The sequence below is a fragment of the Pseudomonas sp. AC532 genome (genome assembly GCF_979258965.1).
Window position 1 is genome coordinate 4,966,199 of sequence record NZ_OZ409888.1, and the last position, 17,964, is coordinate 4,984,162.

The window sequence follows — 17,964 nt, forward strand, 5'->3', positions numbered from 1 at the left end:
GACTACCTGACCTTGTCTGCTGTGGGCAGCAGCTCTTCCTTGCTGAAGTCATCGACGTCGATCACCACGCGCCGGGCGATCTCGGCCTCCTGCAACTGCTGACCTTCCTCGGCAGTGAGGATGCCGGCAGCGACCGCCGTGGCGATCTCGTTTTGCCCGGGTGTTTCACGGACCTGGCCAGCCCTGACAGCTTTTTGCAGTTTCTTCTGCACCGGCTGAGCCGCCTGCAGCAGGTTGAGGGCATGTTGCAGGGCGCCGACCGGGTCCTCGGTGGAGGTGGGGCGGAAGCAGCCTTCGAGCACCGCTTCGAGCGCCGGATCGCCAGCATTGCGGCCGATGATTGCAGCCACCTGCGCATCGAGGTGGTCGTCCGGGCCCTGGTGACGGCGGCCGAAGGGGAACACCAGCACGCGCAACGCACTGCCCAGCAGGCGGTTGGGGAAGTTGCTGAGCAGCGCGTCGATGGCCGTTTCCGCTTTGCCCAGGCTCTCTTCCAGTGCCCAGTGCAGCAATGGGCGCACATGCTCGGGATAGTCCTGGTCGTGGTAGCGCTTGAGCGCCGCCGAGGCCAGGTACAGGTGGCTGAGCACGTCACCCAGGCGCGCAGAAAGGCGCTCGCGACGCTTCAGCTCGCCGCCCAGCAGCATCATGCTGAGGTCGGCGAGCATGGCGAACGCAGCGCTCAGGCGGTTCAGGGCGCGGAAGTAGGGACGGCTGATACGGTCGCCCGGTACCTTGCCGAGCAGGCCCATGCTCAGGCTGAGAATCAGCGTGCTGGCGGCGTTGCTGACGGCGAAGCCGATGTGCTGCATGAGCAGGTCGTCGAACTCCAGCAATGCCTGATCGCGATCCTCGCGGTGCGCCAGGGCCATTTCCTTCAGTACGTAGGGATGGCAGCGAATCGCGCCCTGGCCGAAGATCATCAGGTTGCGCGAGAGGATATTGGCGCCCTCGACCGTGATGAAGATCGGTGCACCCTGCCACGAGCGGCCCAGGTAGTTGCTCGGGCCCATGATGATGCCCTTGCCGCCGTGCACGTCCATGGCGTGGGTGATGCACTCGCGGCCACGCTCGGTGAGGTGATACTTGAGAATCGCCGAGAGCACCGATGGTTTCTCGCCCAGGTCCACTGCATTGGCAGTGAGGATCCGCGCGCTGTCCATCAGCCAGGCGTTGCCGCCAATGCGCGCGAGTGCCTCCTGAATCCCCTCGAAGGCGGACAGCGGCACGTTGAACTGCTCGCGCACCTGGCTGTACTGGCCGGTGACCAGGCTGGTGTACTTGGCCGCGCCGGTGCCGACGGCGGGCAGGGAGATGGAACGGCCCACCGACAGGCAGTTCATCAGCATCATCCAGCCTTTGCCCAGGTAGTCCGGCCCACCGATGAGGTACTCAAGCGGTACGAATACGTCCTTGCCGGAATTTGGGCCGTTCATGAATGCGGCGCCCAATGGCAGGTGGCGGCGGCCGATTTCCACGCCGGGTGTCTCGGTCGGGATCAGCGCCAGGCTGATGCCCAGTTCTTCCTTCTCGCCAAGCAGGTGATCCGGGTCGTAGGCCTTGAAGGCCACCCCCAGCAGGGTGGCTACCGGGCCAAGCGTGATGTAGCGTTTTTCCCAGTTCAGACGCAGGCCGATGACTTCTTCACCGTTCCACTGGCCTTTGCAGATCACGCCGCTGTCAGGCATCGCACCAGCGTCGGAACCCGCCAGGGGACCGGTCAGGGCGAAACACGGGATGTCGTCGCCGCGTGCCAGGCGAGGCAGGTAATGGTTACGCTGTTCTTCGGTGCCGTAATGCAGCAGCAGTTCTGCCGGGCCCAGCGAGTTGGGCACCATCACGGTGGAGGCGAGGTCACCGCTGCGGGTGGCCAGTTTCATCGCCACCTGGGAGTGCGCATAGGCGGAAAATCCCTTGCCGCCGTATTCCTTGGGAATGATCAGGGCGAAGAAACCATGCTGCTTGATATGCGCCCAGGCTTCGGGCGGCAGGTCCATGCGCTGGCCGATTTCCCATTCACTGACCATGGCGCACAGCTCTTCGGTCGGGCCGTCGATGAACGCCTGTTCTTCAGCCGTCAGCCGGGCCTTGGGGTAGGCCAGCAGCTTGTCCCAATCGGGGCGGCCGCTGAACAGTTCGCCGTCCCACCATACGGTGCCGGCCTCGATGGCGTCTTTCTCGGTGGCCGACATGGGCGGCAGCACTTTCTGGAACCAGGCGAACAGCGGAGCCGTGAAGTGCTTGCGGCGCAGTTCCGGCAATGCCAGGGGTATGGCCACCGCCAGCCAAGGCAACCAGAGGACTAGCAACAACCAGCCGGGGGCGTGGCTGAAGGCGCCCATGGCGAGCAGGTAGGCAGCGACGATTGCCAGGGCGGGCAGGGGGGCCGTGCGGCGGTGGGCCAGGTAGGCCGTACCGATGACCAGAACGAGCAACCAGACAGCGAGCATGCAGAATCCTCCATGGTGGCGACCGCAGAACAGCTGCCGCCGCCGTAATCGTAGCCGGTAGCAGCGGGTACTGCCGACAGGTGCGTAACAGGTCAATTCCGCGAGTTCACGGCCTGTCGCGTTCACGATAGTGACACATGGCCGGACCGGGGAGTTCGGCCAACAAATTGCATCCGCGGATGACCCGTAGGTCAGTCCATGAATCAGCGGCATGGTGGTCGCCATGAACCGGATCGATAGCCAACATCAATCAGGCCGGCTTTCTTCTTCTGGCCAGAGTGGTAGGGTTGTCCACCGTCTCGGCTGGCGGGATCTGATAAGGACGATTGGCGATGCTGAAAATATGGGGCCGCAAGAATTCCAGCAACGTGCGCAAGGCGCTGTGGTGTGCCGAGGAAGCCGGGGTCGGCTACCAGCGGATCGACGCCGGCGGCGCCTTCGGGGTCGTCGACCAGGCTGAATTCTTGGCGCGCAATCCCAATGGCCTGGTGCCGGTTCTCGAAGACGGCGACCTGTTGCTGTGGGAATCCAACAGCATCGTGCGTTACCTGGCCGCCGCCTATGCGCCAGGTCGTCTCTATCCCGACGATCCGGCGCTGCGGGCGCGGGGTGACAAGTGGATGGACTGGACCACTTCCACTTTCGCCGGAGCATTCCGGGAGCTGTTCTGGGGCACTTTGCGCACACCGTTCGAGCAACGCGACCCGGCGTTGATCGAGGCCTCACGGCTGCGCTGCATCGAGCTTCTGGAGCGCCCGGAACAGGCGCTGAGCGAGCAGCCCTATCTATCCGGCGGCTCGTTCGCCATGGGCGACATTCCTCTGGGCAGTTTTATCTACGCCTGGTTCGAGATGCCCATCGAACGCGCGCCACAGCCCAACCTCGAGGCCTGGTATGGGCGGCTGCGCGAGCGGCCTGCCTACCAGCGTGCGGTGATGACCGAGCTGACCTGAACGCGTAAATGCGTTGCAATGTTTGCCCGATGCGTCCCTCTAAACATTATCTTTTTCATGCGTGTGTATTTCTATGAGTACTGCCCTGTCGATCCGACAGCTGACCAAAACCTACGGTAACGGCTTTCAAGCCCTGCATGGCCTCGACCTCGATGTCGCCGAAGGGGATTTCTTCGCCTTGCTCGGCCCCAATGGCGCTGGCAAATCCACCACCATTGGCATCCTCTCCACACTGGTGAACAAGTCCGGTGGCACGGTCAACGTCTTCGGCCACGACCTGGATGCCCAGCCTGCCGCGCTCAAGCGCTGCATTGGCGTGGTGCCGCAGGAGTTCAATTTCAACCAGTTCGAAAAGGTCTTCGACATCGTCGTGACCCAGGCCGGCTATTACGGCATCCCGGCGCGCCTGGCCAAGGAGCGTGCCGAGCAGTACCTCAACCAGCTTGGTTTGTGGGACAAGCGTGATGTGGCGTCCCGCGAGCTGTCCGGCGGCATGAAGCGCCGCCTGATGATTGCCCGCGCGCTGGTGCACCAGCCGCGGCTGCTGATCCTCGACGAGCCCACGGCGGGTGTCGATATCGAGCTGCGCCGCTCGATGTGGAGCTTTCTCACCGACCTCAACGCGCAGGGCATCACCATCATCCTAACCACCCATTACCTGGAAGAGGCCGAGCAGCTGTGCCGCAACATCGGCATCATCGATCACGGGCGGATCGTCGAGAACACCAGCATGAAAGCGCTGCTGGGCAAGCTGCACGTCGAGACCTTTCTGCTCGATCTCAAGGAGAACCTCTCGGCGCTGCCTGAGCTGCCGGGTTATCCCGCCAGGCTGGTCGACCACCACACTCTCGAGGTGCAGGTGGACAAAAGCCGCGGCGTGACCGAGTTGTTCCGCCAATTGGCGACGCACAACATCGAGGTGCTGAGCCTGCGTAACAAGAGCAACCGCCTGGAGGAGCTGTTCGTGTCACTGGTCGAGAAGAATCTGTCGAAGGTGGCCATATGAGCCGCGAGCAGTCCGAGTTCGGCGCCAACCTGGTGGCGTTGCGCACCATCGTCTATCGCGAAGTACGCCGTTTCATGCGCATCTGGCCGCAGACCCTGCTGCCGCCGGCGATCACCATGGTGTTGTACTTCGTGATCTTCGGCAACCTGATCGGTCGACAGATCGGTGACATGGATGGCTTCACCTACATGGAATACATCGTGCCGGGGCTGATCATGATGTCGGTGATCACCAACGCCTACGGCAACGTGGTATCGAGCTTCTTCGGCAGCAAGTTCCAACGCTCGGTAGAGGAGCTGATGGTATCGCCGGTATCGCCGCACACCATTCTCATCGGCTACGTGACAGGCGGCGTGCTGCGCGGCCTGGCGGTTGGCGTGATCGTCACCATCCTGTCGCTGTTCTTCACCCACCTGCAGGTGCATCACCTCGGGCTGACGGTGCTGGTGGTGCTGCTGACGGCGACGATCTTCTCCCTGGGCGGCTTCGTCAATGCGGTGTTCGCGCGTAATTTCGACGATATCTCGATCATCCCGACCTTCGTGCTGACACCACTGACCTACCTGGGCGGCGTGTTCTATTCGATCAGCCTGCTGCCGCCATTCTGGCAGACGGTGTCGATGGCCAATCCGGTGTTGCACATGGTCAACGCCTTCCGCTACGGCATCCTCGGTGTATCGGACATCCGCATCGGCACGGCCATCGGCTTCATGCTGGTTGCCACGGCCGTGCTCTATGCCGTGTGCGTGCGCCTGCTGGTCAGCGGGCGTGGGATGCGTCAATAAGCGACGTCAGCAGAGTGGATCACCCCATCCACCTGCCGGCCCATGGCTACAGCCAGCCGTAATGCCGGAAGCTGGCGTACAACCCTACGCACCCCGCGCCTATGAAGCCCAGTACGGCGAAATAGCCATACTGCCAGGTCAACTCCGGCATGTAGTGAAAGTTCATGCCGTAGATACCGGCCACCGCGGTGGGGAAGGCCAGAATCGCCGCCCAGGCGGCGAACTTGCGCTGCACCACGCTTTGCCGGGATGACTCCAGCAGCAGGCCGATCTCGATGGCGTGATCGGCCATTTCCCGCAGGTTGGTGAGGTCTTCGAGCAGGCGGTTGACGTGGATCGCGACATCGCGGAAATACGGCCGCATGTTCTTGTCGATGAAGGGGAAATCCAGGCGCTGCAGCTCCTGGCAGATCTCCGCGAGCGGGCCGATGTTGCGGCGCAACCGCAGCAGGTTGCGCCGCAGGTGCTGGATGCGCACCACCTCGGCGTGGCTCATGGCGCATTCCAGCACCGCTTGTTCAAGGTCCTCGAGCTCGGCGTAGTAGATGTCCATCAGCGGGCGGTAGTTTTCGATGATGAAGCTGAGCAGGGCATAGAGTACGAAATCTTCACCGTGCTCGAGCAGCAGGGGCCTGGCTTCGCAGCGTTGGCGTACCCTGGAGTAGGGCGCCGATTCGCCATAGCGGGCGCTGATCACGTAGCCCTTTCCGGCGAAAAGCTGGGTTTCCACGAAGGTCAGCTCGTCGCCATCCTGCACGGGTGAATAGAGCACCAGAAACAGTGCGTCTCCAAAGGTCTCCAGCTTGGGGCGGGTATGGCGCTGCAGGGCGTCTTCCAGAGCCAGTTCATGGAGGTTGAACTGCCGCTGCAAGTTGCCGAGCTCCTCACTGCCGGGATCGTGCAGGCCGATCCACACGAAATGATCGGGCTTGCTGGCCCAGTCGCGCCCTTCATCGAGCTCGATATCGCTGACCTTGCTGCCCTTGCTGTAGACGGCTGCTGCGACGACTTCGCCCATGGCTTGCCTCATGCGTAGATGATGCGTGCAGCTTACCCGCATCCGGCGTCGGATGTCCTCAGCCCGTCAGGCGCGCGCCAGCTGCGCATCCATCGTGTCGATGCAGGCCTGCATTTGTGCACGACAGGTCTCGATCAATTGCGGCACGTCGTCGATGCTCAGGCCCGCGGTGGGAATCTCCGGCAACGAGCGAATCGTCACGTTGCCGCTGTTCCAGCTATTGAGGCGCAGGCTGCGTACATAGCTGCTGACGCACACCGGGATGATCGGCACGCCCGCGGCGATGGCCATCTGGAAGGCGCCTTTCTTGAACGGCAGCATCTGGCCTCCGCCATTGCGCGTGCCTTCGGGAAAGACCCAGATCGAGGTGTTCTCGTGCTGCAGGGTATGGGTGGTCGTCAGCATCGATTGCTTGGCCTTGCGCGCATTGCCCCGATCGATCAGTACGTTGCCGGCCAGCCAGTAGAGCTGGCCAAACAGGGGCACCCATTTCAGGCTCTTCTTGCCGATGCTCACCGTGCGCCGCGGCACCACGCAGCCGATGACATACAGGTCGTAGTTGGACTGATGATTGGCGATGATCACGCAGGGGCGGTCGTGCTCGGCGAGATTGCGGGTATCGGTTTCGACCTTCAGGCGCAGCATGCGCAGTGCCGGCAATGAATAGAAGCGCGCGCACAGGCGGCTGTTGTCGGAATGGAACGGGCGGCACAGGCCCAACAGCAACCCCAGAATGCCTGCGATGACGAAATGCACGCTCATCATCAGCATGCGCAGTACGAAGAGCATGGTTGCGGACCTACTCGAAAAGGTCGCGCAGTGTAGGGGTGGGTCGGGTTTTGGGCAATTGCCAGGCCATTACCGCTGGTTACCGGGGCCTGGCGGTGCAGTGGGCGTGGTTAGAGGGCCTGCTGCTTGTCCAGCTCGATGGACCGGTCGAGCGTGTCCAGCAGCGCCGCGCGCACTTTGAGCTTGGTCTTGCGGTGCGCGTTCATGTTGATCTTCTTGAACTGCGCGGCCATCGCGTGCGCCGTCGCCATCAACTGCTCGACGGCGACCAGCTTGTCGAGGAAGCCCGCCTCCAGGGCGCCTTGCGGGTCGAACATCTCGCCATTGATAACCGAACGATGAAAGGCCGATTTGCGCAGGCGATCACGGGCCAGCTCGATACCGACGTGGTGCATGGTCATGCCGATCTGTACTTCGTTGAGACCGATGCTGAAAGCCCCCTCGACGCCGATGCGGTAATCGCTGCAGAGCAGCAGGAATGCGCCCTTGGCCACCGCGTGGCCCGGGCATGCGGCAATGATCGGGTAGGGATGGGCGAGCATGCGCCGCGCCAGGGTGGAGCCGGCGGCCACCAGGTCAATGGCGTTCTGGGGGCTGGAGGTCATTACCTTGAGGTCGTAACCGGCGGAGAGAATGCCCGGCTGCCCGGTCAGCACGATGATGGCCTTGTCCTGCGTTGCACGATCGAGTGCCGCGTTGAAGGCCTCGATCATGGCGGGCGAGATGGCATTCACCTTGCCGTTGTTCAAGGTCAGGGTGGCGACGCCGTCGTCGAGTTGGTAGCTGATCAGGTCGCTCATGGTCGACTCCTTGTTCTGGACATGCGCCCGACGTTACCCACCGTGCGCGCAGAGGTAAAGCACGAAGGGTGACCGACAGGTCACCACGCAGCCATTCTCCTGCAGGCGGCCGGCCGTACTGAGCACCGTGGGACAGTGGACGTAACCCGTGGCTTCGCACGTGTCGATAATGCGCCAACGACATCACCGTTATCCGCGATGCCTTGCGAGAACCGTGGGATGAATCCAGCCTGAGCTTAAGCGCATGAATCTTCTGAAAAAAGTTTTGCCTTTGCGCAATCGTTCGATTACATTAGCGCGCCTCGACAGACAGCAATGCCTGGCGAGATCCGGTGAAGTGTCCGAGCGGTTGAAGGAGCACGCCTGGAAAGTGTGTATACGAGAAATCGTATCAAGGGTTCGAATCCCTTCTTCACCGCCACTTTCGAATACAACCAAAAACCCCGAAAGCCGACAGGTTTTCGGGGTTTTTGGGTTCTGGCGTCTGGCTTTGGCGACGCAGCACCTCTTCGGGCGTTACCGACTCGACCAGGCATGACTGCCTTGGCGCGGGCCTCGGTCGTGTGCGCAGTGGTGGCGTTGTTCACCGCCGATCATTGCAGGTTTTCCAACTCGTCAGCCATCAGGCCCTGCGACCAGCGCAGGCCTGTGCGGCGGATCGTGGTCATGGTTCTTCGAGGTTTTTATGTCGCAACTGCTTGGCATGGCGCTGGGGCCATTGCTCGGTTTGTTCATCATCAGTATCGGTAACGGTTTCATTTCCTCGCTGACCACGCTGCGCCTGGATGCGGCCGGGGTGTCGGCGACGGTAATCGGCTTCGTGTCCGCGTCGTATTTCATCGGCCTGACCCTGGGCGCGCTGTTCAACGACCGCTTGATCCTGCGTATCGGGCACATCCGTGCCTATAGCAGCTTTGCCTCGTTGACGGCGGTCAGCGTGCTGCTGCAGGGCTTGTTCTTCGATCCATGGGCGTGGTTCGTTTTCCGTCTGATCAGCGGCTGGGCCATTCTCGGCGTCTTTCTGGTGGTGGAGAGCTGGATGCTCCTGGCTGGCGACCAGAAGATGCGAGGCCGCCTGCTGGCGCTGTACATGATGGCGCTGTACGGCTCGGGGATGCTCGGGCAGTTGCAGCTTGGTGCCATCGACGCCTGGGGTGAGACTGCGCCTTTCATGGTGGCTGGCCTGCTGGCTTCGCTGTCGGTACTGCCAATGGGCATCATCCCGCGGGTGACGCCCCTGGTCGAGAAGGTCGAGCCGCTGTTGCCGCAGCAACTGATCCGCATGACCCCGACCGGGGTGATTGGCTGCTTTGGCTCCGGGATCGCCATCGCCGCGGTGTATTCGCTGCTGCCGTTGTATCTGCAGCGCGTGGGCATGAGCGTCAGTGAAGTCGGACAGATGATGGCCAGCGTGATTCTCGGTGCCATGCTGTTGCAGTACCCGGTGGGGCGCTGGTCGGATCAGTATGACCGCCAGGTGGTCCTGATCGCGCTGAGCATCTTCTGCCTGGCGATTTCCCTGGCCATCATGGCGTTGCCGTCTTCGCCGTTGTTGCTGATGGTGCTGTTGTTTCTGCTTGGCGGCGGGGTGTTTGCCATTTACCCGGTAGCGGTCAGCCACGCGGCGGACCGGGCACCTGCCGGCGCGCTGGTGCGCATGGTGCAGGGCCTGCTGCTGATCAATTCGCTGGGGTCGGCGATCAGCCCGCTGATGATTTCGCCACTGATGGAGCGCGACGGTGACGCCGGGTTGTTCCTGGCCTTCAGTCTGCTCAATGGCAGCCTGGTGCTGCTGTTCGTCTGGCGGCGCCAATTGCGCCCGGCGCCGCAGCCTGTGGCACCATTCGAGCCGGCGACTCCGGCCTCGATGGTCGGCGCCGAGCTGCGGGTGACCGAGGATCTGCTGCAGGGCGCTCTCGAGCACGAGCGCATGGAGGACCTTTCCGACGTGGTGCCCGGCGTCGAGGTCGCCGAGCCGACGGTCGATTGCGGCGCTGGCGACCCACAGCGGGGCAGTGGTGGGCTTCAGGCCTGAATGACCCGAGCCCAGTGAGGGATGTGGTGCGATGAAATGGGACATTTTCTGCCGGGTCGTCGACAACTACGGCGATATCGGCGTGACCTGGCGCTTGGCCAGGCAACTGGTGGCCGAGCAGGGCGCCGAGGTGCGCTTGTGGGTCGATGACCTGGCGGCGCTTGCCCGCATCTGCCCGCAGGCCGATGGCGAGGCGGCCTGCCAGCGCCTGCGCGGCGTCGAGGTGCGCCGCTGGGCGCAACCCTGGCAGCAGGTCGAGCCGGCGGATGTGGTGATCGAAGCCTTCGCCTGCGAGCTGCCGGATGACTACGTAGCGGCCATGGCGGCGTCACGCGCACGCATTCTCTGGCTGAACCTCGAATACCTGAGCGCCGAGGACTGGGTCGAAGGCTGCCACGGGCTGCCTTCTTTGCAGGGCAACGGCCTGCAGAAATTCTTCTTCTTTCCCGGCTTCACCGCAGGTACTGGTGGGCTGTTGCGCGAAGGCGGTCTGCTCGACGCCCGTGACGCGCTGCAGCAGGATGCTGGCGCCCGCGGGCGCTATCTCGCATCGCTGGGGGTGCGCCCGGCCGCCGGTGCGCGCCTGATTTCCCTGTTCGCCTATGAGAACGCCGCACTGCCCGGTTGGCTGGGTGCGTTGGCGAGCGATGCCTCGCCCAGCCATCTGCTGGTGCCCGAGGGGCGGATTCTCGGTGATCTGCAGCGTTGGCTGGGGCAGCCTGTCGAGGCGGGTGTGACGCTGCGCCGTGGTGCTTTGAGCGTGCAGGTGCTGCCTTTCATGGAGCAGGACGGGTACGACGCGCTGCTCTGCTGCTGCGACCTCAACCTGGTACGCGGCGAAGATTCCTTCGTGCGTGCGCAGTGGGCCGCACGACCGCTGGTCTGGCATATCTACCCGCAGCAAGAGAATGCCCACTGGGACAAGCTGGAGGCATTCATGGCGCTTTACTGCCAGGGGCTTTCTCGCGACGCCGCAGCGGCGCTGCAGGCCGTGTGGCGATCCTGGAATGCCGGCGAGCCACTGAATGCTGGCTGGAATGCGTGGCTGCAATGCAGCGATGAGCTGGCTGAGCATGCCCAGGCATGGGCGAAGCGCCAGGCGGTACGTGCAGATCTTGCCGCGGCGCTGGTGCTGTTTTACCGAAATTGGCTATGATACGCGGCCTCGAATTTTGTAAATCCATTCAGATCCGGATATTCGTATGAAAACCGCACAAGAAATGAAGCCTAACAGCGTGGCCCTGATCGATGGCCAGCCATGGCTGATCCAGAAGGCCGAGTTCACCAAGTCCGGTCGTAACAGCGCCATCGTCAAGATGAAGCTCAAGAACCTGATGAACGGCTCGAAGACTGAAACCGTCTACAAAGCCGACGACAAGATGGAGCCGGTCATCCTTGAGCGCAAGGAAGTGAACCTGTCCTACATCAGCGGCGACGATTACGTTTTCATGGATCCGGAATACAACTCCTACGAGCTGCGCGCCGAAGACCTGGAAAGCGTTCTGCCGTTCATCGAAGAAGGCATGAACGATGTCTGTGAAGCGGTGTTCTTCGAAGGCAAGGTAATCTCCGTCGACCTGCCGACCACCATCGTGCGTCAGTTGGCCTACACCGAAGGTTCCGCCCGTGGCGACACGTCCGGCAAGGTAATGAAGCCTGCCAAGCTGAACAACGGTACCGAAGTGAAGGTTGCTGACTTCTGCGAAATCGGCGACTGGATCGAGATCGACACCCGTACCGGCGAATACAAGTCGCGCGCCAAGGCGCCGGTCTGATCGTAAGCTTTGCAGCGTCATGAAAACCCGGCTCAGCGCCGGGTTTTTTGTGCCTGCCGCTCGGCTGAAACCGGCGCGGCAAGGCAGGCGAACCTACTCGTCGCGGCCATCCATCATGGTGCGCTTGAGCATCACGTACACCGCGCCGGTGCCGCCGTGCTTGGCGATGCAGGAACTGAAGCCCAGCACCTGCGGGTGTTGGCGCAGCCAGGTGTTGACGTGGCTCTTGATCATCGGCCGGCGCCCGTCGGTGCGTACCGCCTTGCCGTGGGTCACGCGCACGCAGCGAACTTCCAGGCGGGTGGCTTCGGCAAGAAATTCCCACAGCGTATCGCGGGCTTTCTCGACACTCATGCCGTGCAGGTCCAGGCTGCCGTCGAAGGGGATCTGGCCAAGCTTGAGCTTGCGCATCTGGCCTTCCTGGACGCCGTTGCCGGCCCAGTAAAGGGCGTCTTCGGGGCCTACGTCGATGACGAACTGGTCAGACAGACCATCGACCTTGAGCGTGTCGGTGCGCAGCGTTGCGGCCTGGCGCAGGGTGGCCAGGCGAGCGCGGTCGCTTCTCGGTTTGCCGGTGTCGGCGCGATCATGCTTGATCGGCTTGACGCCATGCAGTTGAGCCTTGAACAGGGAAAAGTCGTCGTCTTGCATCTGAGCCTCCGCGGGAGCGCCCAGTTTACCAAGCACGGCAGGGCGGGTCAGTCGCGTTTCTTCATCAGGCCGGGGGACATGGCCAGATCGGCCTTGCGTTGGCGCAGGCGCCGGCGGCATTTACGCCAGCCGACCACACCACCCCAGAGCAGAATCAAGCCCAGTACCAGCAGGGTACTGGCGTCGGCCATAGAGTCGTTGAAGCTGCCGAGCGCCGGCGGCCGACCCAGCAGGGTGGCCGTGCCGGCCATCGCCAGCAATATGCCGAATGTCGCGAACAGCGCCGCCAGGGCGGCCGTGACGCGCAAACGCCAGTTGCCCGACGGTTTTTTCGGGCGTAGGCGGCGGGCATCGAAACCGTCTGAAAGCTTCATGGTAGCGACATTCCTTGCTGGATCGTTTCCGCTAAGACTGGCTGGAGCCTGGCGGGTTCAAAACAATGCGGCGCCAGGCGCCGCCTGTCTACGCTCAGACCAGCGCGCTGGCGTCTGGCACCCAGGCGGCGAAGTTGTCGGCCAGGGCGATCATTTCAATGCGGTGCATTTCGGCGGCGCTGATCACCTTGCCGTCGGGCGTCGGCAGGTCGCGGGTGGCGCAGGCGGCGTCGACCACGGTACAGCGATAGCCGTAGTCCTTGGTGGCGCGGATGGTGGTACTGATACTCGAATGGGTCATGAAGCCGCATACGATCAGGTCCAGATGCCCCAGTGACTGCAGCTTTTCATGCAGGTCGGTGCCGGAAAACGCGTTCGGCATGCGTTTTTCGACGACGATCTCCCCAGGCAGCGGCGCAACTTCCGGCAGGTGCGCACCGCGCGGGCCGCGCGGGTCGAGCAGGCCTCCGGGGATACCCAGGTGCTTGACATGAACGATGGCGCCACCCTGGGCGCGCACGGCGTCCAGCAGCTTGGCGATCTCTGCCAGCGCAGCATCCAGGCCAGGCAGTTGCACCACGCCACTGCGGTATTCTTCCTGGGCATCAATGACCAGCAGAGTCGCATTGCTCAGGTTGGCAGGCGCGTGGCCACGACCGGTGAGCTGATAGAACGTTTGCGGGTGGGACGACATGTACGGCTCCTTGCTGGCGCGGTTAACGGTGCATATTGTCCGCCTGTATGACGCTGCTGTGAACCTCTCTGTTGGTGGTATTGCTGCGCCAACGCTCGACGACGCCAAGTGAATCGTTTCAGCTCTCGAGGTGTTCTTGCGCCTGTTCAACGCAGGCGCGGTGGGCCGGCGCTGGATTGCCAGGACAGGCCTGCTAGACTAACGGCTTTTGCCCGGAGCCACGCTGTGACCGATGCCCACCCAGCCCTGAACACTCGCCTGCGCACTCTGCGCGACTACATTCGCTGGGCCGTGAGCCGTTTTCAGGCAGAGGAACTGTTCTTTGGTCATGGCACCGATAACGCCTGGGACGAAGCCCGCCAACTGGTACTAGGCGCCTTGCATCTGCCCTGGGAAATCGCTGATAGCTACCTTGATTGCCGCCTCGAAGATGACGAGCACCGGCATCTGCAGGATTTGCTCAAGCGTCGTATCGAGAACCGGGAGCCGACTGCCTATCTACTGGGCGAGGCGTGGTTCTGCGGCCTGCCGTTCATCGTCGATGAGCGCGTGCTGGTGCCGCGTTCACCGATTGGCGAGCTGATCGAGCAACGTTTCAGTCCCTGGCTGGCCGCCGAGCCGGCGCGGATTCTCGACCTGTGCACGGGCTCGGGCTGCATCGGCATTGCCTGCGCCTATGAATTCCTCGATGCCGAGGTGGTGCTGGGCGACCTGTCCTTCGAGGCCTTGGAGGTGGCCAACCGCAATATCGAACGCCATGGCCTCGACGAGCGGGTGTATACCGTGCAGGGAGACGGCTTTGCCGGTCTGCCTGGGCAGCGCTTCGATCTGATCGTGTCCAACCCGCCGTACGTGGATGCCGAAGATTTTGCCGACATGCCAGCCGAGTACCAGCATGAGCCGGAAATGGGCCTGGCCTGTGGCGCCGATGGCCTGGATCTGGTGCGCCGGATGCTGGCCGATGCAGCCGATCACCTGACCGGCAAGGGCCTGCTGATCGTCGAGGTGGGCAACAGCCAGGTGCATGTCGAAGCGCTGTACCCCGAGGTGGATTTCGCCTGGCTGGAATTCGCCCGTGGCGGCCACGGCGTGTTCATGCTGTCGGCCGAACAGTGCCGCCAGCACCAGGCGCTGTTTCGCGAGCGCCTCTGAGTCGATGTTTACGATCTGTTAGCTTGAGGCATGGGGCACCCGCAGGCCGCTACGTGGCGCAAGCGGCCTGTCGGTGATTCATTGTGGGAACGGGCCATGCCCGTGATTATTCGCGGGCACGGCCCGCTCCCACAGTCGTAGGGTGGACGACGCCTCACCTACGCGGCCCGACCCGTCCACCGATCGCAATGGTGGATGAAAAGAGCGTCATCCACCCGACGTCTGCTTGCGCCTTGCTGCGATCAGGCTTCGCGGCCGCCGCGGCGCAGCAGGTAACTGTCCATGATCCATCCGTTGGCCTCACGTGCGGCGGCGCGCGTCCGGGCGATCTGGTCGGCCACCTCGGCCAGCTTGCCGGCGATGAGAATCTCGTCTGGCGTGCCGACGTAGGCGCCCCAGTAGATGTGCAGATCTTCGCCAATGACATGGCGGTAGCTGTCCTGTGCGTCGAGCATCACCACCACGCTGTCAACGCCCTCTGGCCAGCCTTCGCGTAGACGCCTGCCGGTAGTGATCTGCACGGCGCGGCCGATCTGATTCAGGGGAATACGGTGGCGCGCGGTGAGCGCCTGCACGCTGGTGATGCCGGGGATTACCTCATAGCTGAGCGGCATCCCGCCGGCGATCACTCCGTCGAGAATGCGCAGGGTGCTGTCGTATAACGAGGGGTCGCCCCAGACCAGGAAGGCGCCGGTTTCGCCGTCCTGCAATTGCCCGATCAACTGTTCGAATACCGCCTGCTTGTCGCGGTTGAGGCTGTCGATGCTGGCGTCGTAGTCCGCGACGTCGCGCTCGCGCTCCGGGTTGGTCGCCTCCAGGACGCGGTAATGACGGCCGGGCTCGATGTAGCGATCCAGGATCAGGCGGCGCAGGGCGATCAGCTTGTCCTTGGCCTCGCCCTTGTCGAGGATGAAGAACACGTCGGCCTGGTTGAGCGCCCTGATCGCCTGGGTGGTGAGATAGTCGGGGTCACCGGCGCCGATGCCGATGATCAGGATGTCTTTCATGCTGGGTGTCTCGTTCTTGCGATGGCGCGCAGCATAGCAGTTCGTCATGACAGCTGACCGTAGCCTGCTGCTGAGCGAAGCGATGCGCAGGAGCGAGTTGTCGGCAGGCCAAATGCTCCCCTGGGTATCGCTTCGCTCAACGCCAGGCTACTGGTGTTTAACCAGCCGCTAGGCGCAGGACATTTTCCTCTTCTGCCGATGGCTCTGCCACGCCAGCCAGGAACTCGTCGCCCCAGCGGCGAATGTCGTTGTAGGCGACGATATCGAACAGCTCGCGCATGCGTGCACGGGCTTCGTTCTTCGGCATGTTCAGCGCCAGGTAGCAGGTTTGCGCCAGGTCCGCGGTGTCGTGAGGGTTGGTCAGCAGTGCGCCCTTGAGCTCCGCCGCGGCACCGGCGAATTCGGACAGGGCGAGCACGCCCTGGCCTTCGAGCAGGCCCTGGGTGGCGACGAACTCCTTGGCCACCAGGTTGAGGCCGTCACGCAGCGGGGTGATCCACATGACGTCGGCCATGGCGTACCACGCCACTACTTCGTCGAACGGGAAACTGCGGAAGAAGAACTGCACCGGCGTCCAGCCGACCCGTGCGAAGCGGCCGTTGATGCGCCCGACTGCCTGCTCGATCTGCGATTGCAACTCATCGTAAATGGTCATCTCGCGAGCGGCCGGCACGCAGATGCTGACCAGGGTGATCTTCTTGTGCAGCTCCGGGTTGTCGGCCAGCAGCCGCTCATAGGCTTGCAGTTTTTCGAGGATGCCCTTGGTGTAATCCAGTCGCTCTACCGACAGCACCAGCTTGATGCCGCGCAACTCATCGCGCAGGTTGGCCATCTGTTCGCGGGTCTTGTCCTGGGCGAGGGCGTTGCGCACGCGGTCGATATCCAGGCCGACCGGGTGGGCGCCAAGCTTGACCACACGGCTGCCGGTGTCCACGGCGGTGGTCATGCGCTCCAGGCCCACGGCGCAGCCATAGGTGATGAAGCGCGGGGCGCAGTTCTGCCGGCTGACGGTCTGCAGCGGGGTGACGCCACGGGCCACGTCGACGAAGTTCTCCACCTGGCGCGGGATGTGAAAGCCGATGTAGTCGCACTGCAGCAGGCTGCCGATGATCTGCCGGCGCCACGGCAGCACGTTGAACACGTCGGCCGAGGGGAAGTAGGTGTGGTGGAAGAAGGCGATGCGCAGGTCCGGGCGCAGTTCGCGCAGGTAACCGGGCACCATCCACAGGTTGTAGTCATGCAGCCAGACCACGGCGCCTTCTGCGGCTTCCTTGGCGGTGCGCTCGGCGAAGGCGCGGTTGACCTTGAGAAATACCTGCCAGTCATCCTCGTCGAAGCGGGCGCGCTCCCAGAAGGTGTGCAGCGTCGGCCAGAAGGCTTCCTTGGAGAAGCGCTTGTAGAAGATGTCGACTTCCTGCTTGCTCAGCGCCACCCGGGCGGCGGTGAGTTTCGGATAGCGCTCGGCGTCGACCGTGGTGTGGGTTTCAAAGGGTTCGTCGTCCTCTTTCACCGCCCAGGCGACCCAGGAACCGGGGCGCGAATCGCCGAAGAAGCTCATCAGCGTGGGGATGATGCCATTCGGCGAAGTGGGGCGGCGGCGCTGCACCTTGCCGTCGACGCGGTGCTCCTCGTAGGGGAGGCGATGATAGACCATCACCAGCTCGGCCTGGCCCGGCTGGGTGGCGTTGCGTCTTTCCGCGGCGATGCCGTGCTCGCCCAGAAAACCGAAGTGCACGAAGGCCTGCAGAATGCCGCCGCAGCCGCTGCGGTCGGCCTGCAGAATCCATGATTGATGTTCGGTGGCCTTGATCAGGTCCGGCTCCGACTCGCCGACGCAGACGCCCTTGTAGGTGCCGTCGAGCATCTGCAGGTCATTGAGGGTATCGCCGCAGGCCAGCACTTCACCGGCATCGATGCCGAGCCAGTCGACCAGCGCCTGCAGGCTGGTGCCCTTGTTGACGCCCTTGGGCAGAAAGTCGAGGTAGCGATCCGCGGAGTACAGCAGGTCGCAACCTAGGGTTTCTGCCACGGCCGCCAGCGCCGGGTCTGCCGCTTGTTCGGGCGTGCAGAAATACGAGCAGCGGCGCGCCTGCGGCACATCCTGGCGCTCCAGGCCGAGGCCTTCCAGCGCCTGAGCCACCAGGCTTTCACCCGGCCAGCGGGCATCCACCTGGCCCTGCAGCGGCTGGATCGGTTGCAGGCTGTCGCCATGCACGAACGTGGCGCCGACATCGGCGATGATGAAGTCCGGTTGTGGCAGGGTCGGGTCTGCCAACAGCGGCAGGACTGCCTCAAGGCTGCGACCGGTGACATAGGCCAGCTGAATTTCCGGGTGGGCGGCGATGGTCTGGTAAAGGCTCAGGCGATCTTCGGGATCACCAGCGAGAAAGGTTCCATCAAGATCGGTTGCAAGTAGCATGCGCTGTCTCCCTGTCCAAGCGCCGACATCAGCCGACGGGCAAAGCGGGCGCCTTG

16 protein-coding genes and 1 tRNA gene are annotated in these 17,964 nt (G+C 63.2%); 8 read left to right on the forward strand and 9 right to left on the reverse strand.

Translation table 11 applies throughout. The features are described 5' to 3' along the window. Positions 1-2: 2 nt before the first annotated feature. Positions 3-2,450 carry an acyl-CoA dehydrogenase gene (locus tag ACZ0AV_RS23150; RefSeq protein WP_499153176.1) on the reverse strand — a complete coding sequence of 816 codons (2,448 nt, stop codon included), beginning with the start codon at positions 2,448-2,450 and terminating at the stop codon, positions 3-5. 332 nt (positions 2,451-2,782) lie between these two features. Here ACZ0AV_RS23150 and ACZ0AV_RS23155 point away from each other — a divergent pair, with 332 nt between their 5' ends. The 3 genes from ACZ0AV_RS23155 (at position 2,783) to ACZ0AV_RS23165 (ending at position 5,194) form a co-directional block, all read left to right on the forward strand. After that, positions 2,783-3,403: a glutathione S-transferase family protein gene (locus ACZ0AV_RS23155; protein WP_499153177.1), complete on the forward strand. Its 621-nt coding sequence runs from the start codon at positions 2,783-2,785 to the stop codon at positions 3,401-3,403. A gap of 73 nt (positions 3,404-3,476) precedes the next feature. Next, entirely contained in the window at positions 3,477-4,409 is a 933-nt protein-coding gene (locus ACZ0AV_RS23160; protein WP_499153178.1) for an ABC transporter ATP-binding protein, read from the forward strand. Then, a complete protein-coding gene (locus ACZ0AV_RS23165) occupies positions 4,406-5,194 on the forward strand; it encodes an ABC transporter permease (protein WP_499153179.1) in 789 nt (262 codons plus the stop codon). The genes ACZ0AV_RS23160 and ACZ0AV_RS23165 overlap by 4 nt, the downstream gene beginning before the upstream one ends. Positions 5,195-5,240: 46 nt before the next feature. On the opposite strand, the gene ACZ0AV_RS23170 is transcribed toward ACZ0AV_RS23165, so the two are convergent. The 3 genes from ACZ0AV_RS23170 to ACZ0AV_RS23180 form a co-directional block, all read right to left on the reverse strand. Next, the gene (locus tag ACZ0AV_RS23170) at positions 5,241-6,212 is read right to left on the reverse strand and encodes a magnesium and cobalt transport protein CorA (RefSeq protein ID WP_499153180.1); all 972 of its coding nucleotides are present in this window, start codon (positions 6,210-6,212) and stop codon (positions 5,241-5,243) included. Between the two features lie 66 nt (positions 6,213-6,278). Then, positions 6,279-7,001, reverse strand: a complete 723-nt coding sequence (locus ACZ0AV_RS23175) for a lysophospholipid acyltransferase family protein (RefSeq protein ID WP_499153181.1) — start codon at positions 6,999-7,001, stop codon at positions 6,279-6,281. 110 nt (positions 7,002-7,111) lie between these two features. After that, entirely contained in the window at positions 7,112-7,801 is a 690-nt protein-coding gene (locus tag ACZ0AV_RS23180) for a crotonase/enoyl-CoA hydratase family protein (protein WP_499153182.1), read from the reverse strand. Positions 7,802-8,132: 331 nt separating this feature from the next. On the opposite strand from ACZ0AV_RS23180, the gene ACZ0AV_RS23185 reads away from it, so the two are divergent. The 4 genes from ACZ0AV_RS23185 (at position 8,133) to efp (ending at position 11,611) form a co-directional block, all read left to right on the forward strand. Continuing rightward, positions 8,133-8,222, forward strand: a tRNA-Ser gene (locus ACZ0AV_RS23185). Between the two features lie 264 nt (positions 8,223-8,486). After that, positions 8,487-9,836 (forward strand): MFS transporter, encoded by a 1,350-nt coding sequence (locus tag ACZ0AV_RS23190; RefSeq protein ID WP_499153183.1) that lies wholly within the window; start codon positions 8,487-8,489, stop codon positions 9,834-9,836. Between the two features lie 31 nt (positions 9,837-9,867). Next, positions 9,868-10,992: an elongation factor P maturation arginine rhamnosyltransferase EarP gene (earP, locus tag ACZ0AV_RS23195; protein WP_499153184.1), complete on the forward strand. Its 1,125-nt coding sequence runs from the start codon at positions 9,868-9,870 to the stop codon at positions 10,990-10,992. 46 nt (positions 10,993-11,038) lie between these two features. Further along, positions 11,039-11,611, forward strand: coding sequence for an elongation factor P (gene efp, locus ACZ0AV_RS23200; RefSeq protein ID WP_042556123.1), 573 nt, complete (start codon positions 11,039-11,041; stop codon positions 11,609-11,611). Positions 11,612-11,704: 93 nt separating this feature from the next. On the opposite strand, the gene ACZ0AV_RS23205 is transcribed toward efp, so the two are convergent. The 3 genes from ACZ0AV_RS23205 to ACZ0AV_RS23215 form a co-directional block, all read right to left on the reverse strand. Then, positions 11,705-12,262, reverse strand: a complete 558-nt coding sequence (locus ACZ0AV_RS23205) for a Smr/MutS family protein (RefSeq protein WP_499153185.1) — start codon at positions 12,260-12,262, stop codon at positions 11,705-11,707. 47 nt (positions 12,263-12,309) lie between these two features. Beyond that, positions 12,310-12,636 (reverse strand): hypothetical protein, encoded by a 327-nt coding sequence (locus tag ACZ0AV_RS23210; RefSeq protein ID WP_499153186.1) that lies wholly within the window; start codon positions 12,634-12,636, stop codon positions 12,310-12,312. Between the two features lie 94 nt (positions 12,637-12,730). Further along, on the reverse strand, positions 12,731-13,330 hold the full coding sequence (locus ACZ0AV_RS23215; RefSeq protein WP_499153187.1) for a cysteine hydrolase family protein: 600 nt from the start codon (positions 13,328-13,330) through the stop codon (positions 12,731-12,733). A gap of 246 nt (positions 13,331-13,576) precedes the next feature. Between ACZ0AV_RS23215 and prmB the strand changes: the two genes are divergently transcribed. After that, positions 13,577-14,482: a 50S ribosomal protein L3 N(5)-glutamine methyltransferase gene (prmB, locus tag ACZ0AV_RS23220; protein ID WP_499153440.1), complete on the forward strand. Its 906-nt coding sequence runs from the start codon at positions 13,577-13,579 to the stop codon at positions 14,480-14,482. A gap of 242 nt (positions 14,483-14,724) precedes the next feature. On the opposite strand, the gene cobF is transcribed toward prmB, so the two are convergent. Then, positions 14,725-15,489 (reverse strand): precorrin-6A synthase (deacetylating), encoded by a 765-nt coding sequence (gene cobF / locus ACZ0AV_RS23225; RefSeq protein WP_499153188.1) that lies wholly within the window; start codon positions 15,487-15,489, stop codon positions 14,725-14,727. A gap of 157 nt (positions 15,490-15,646) precedes the next feature. Beyond that, on the reverse strand, positions 15,647-17,908 hold the full coding sequence (ggpS, locus tag ACZ0AV_RS23230) for a glucosylglycerol-phosphate synthase (protein WP_499153189.1): 2,262 nt from the start codon (positions 17,906-17,908) through the stop codon (positions 15,647-15,649). Positions 17,909-17,964 lie beyond the last annotated feature (56 nt).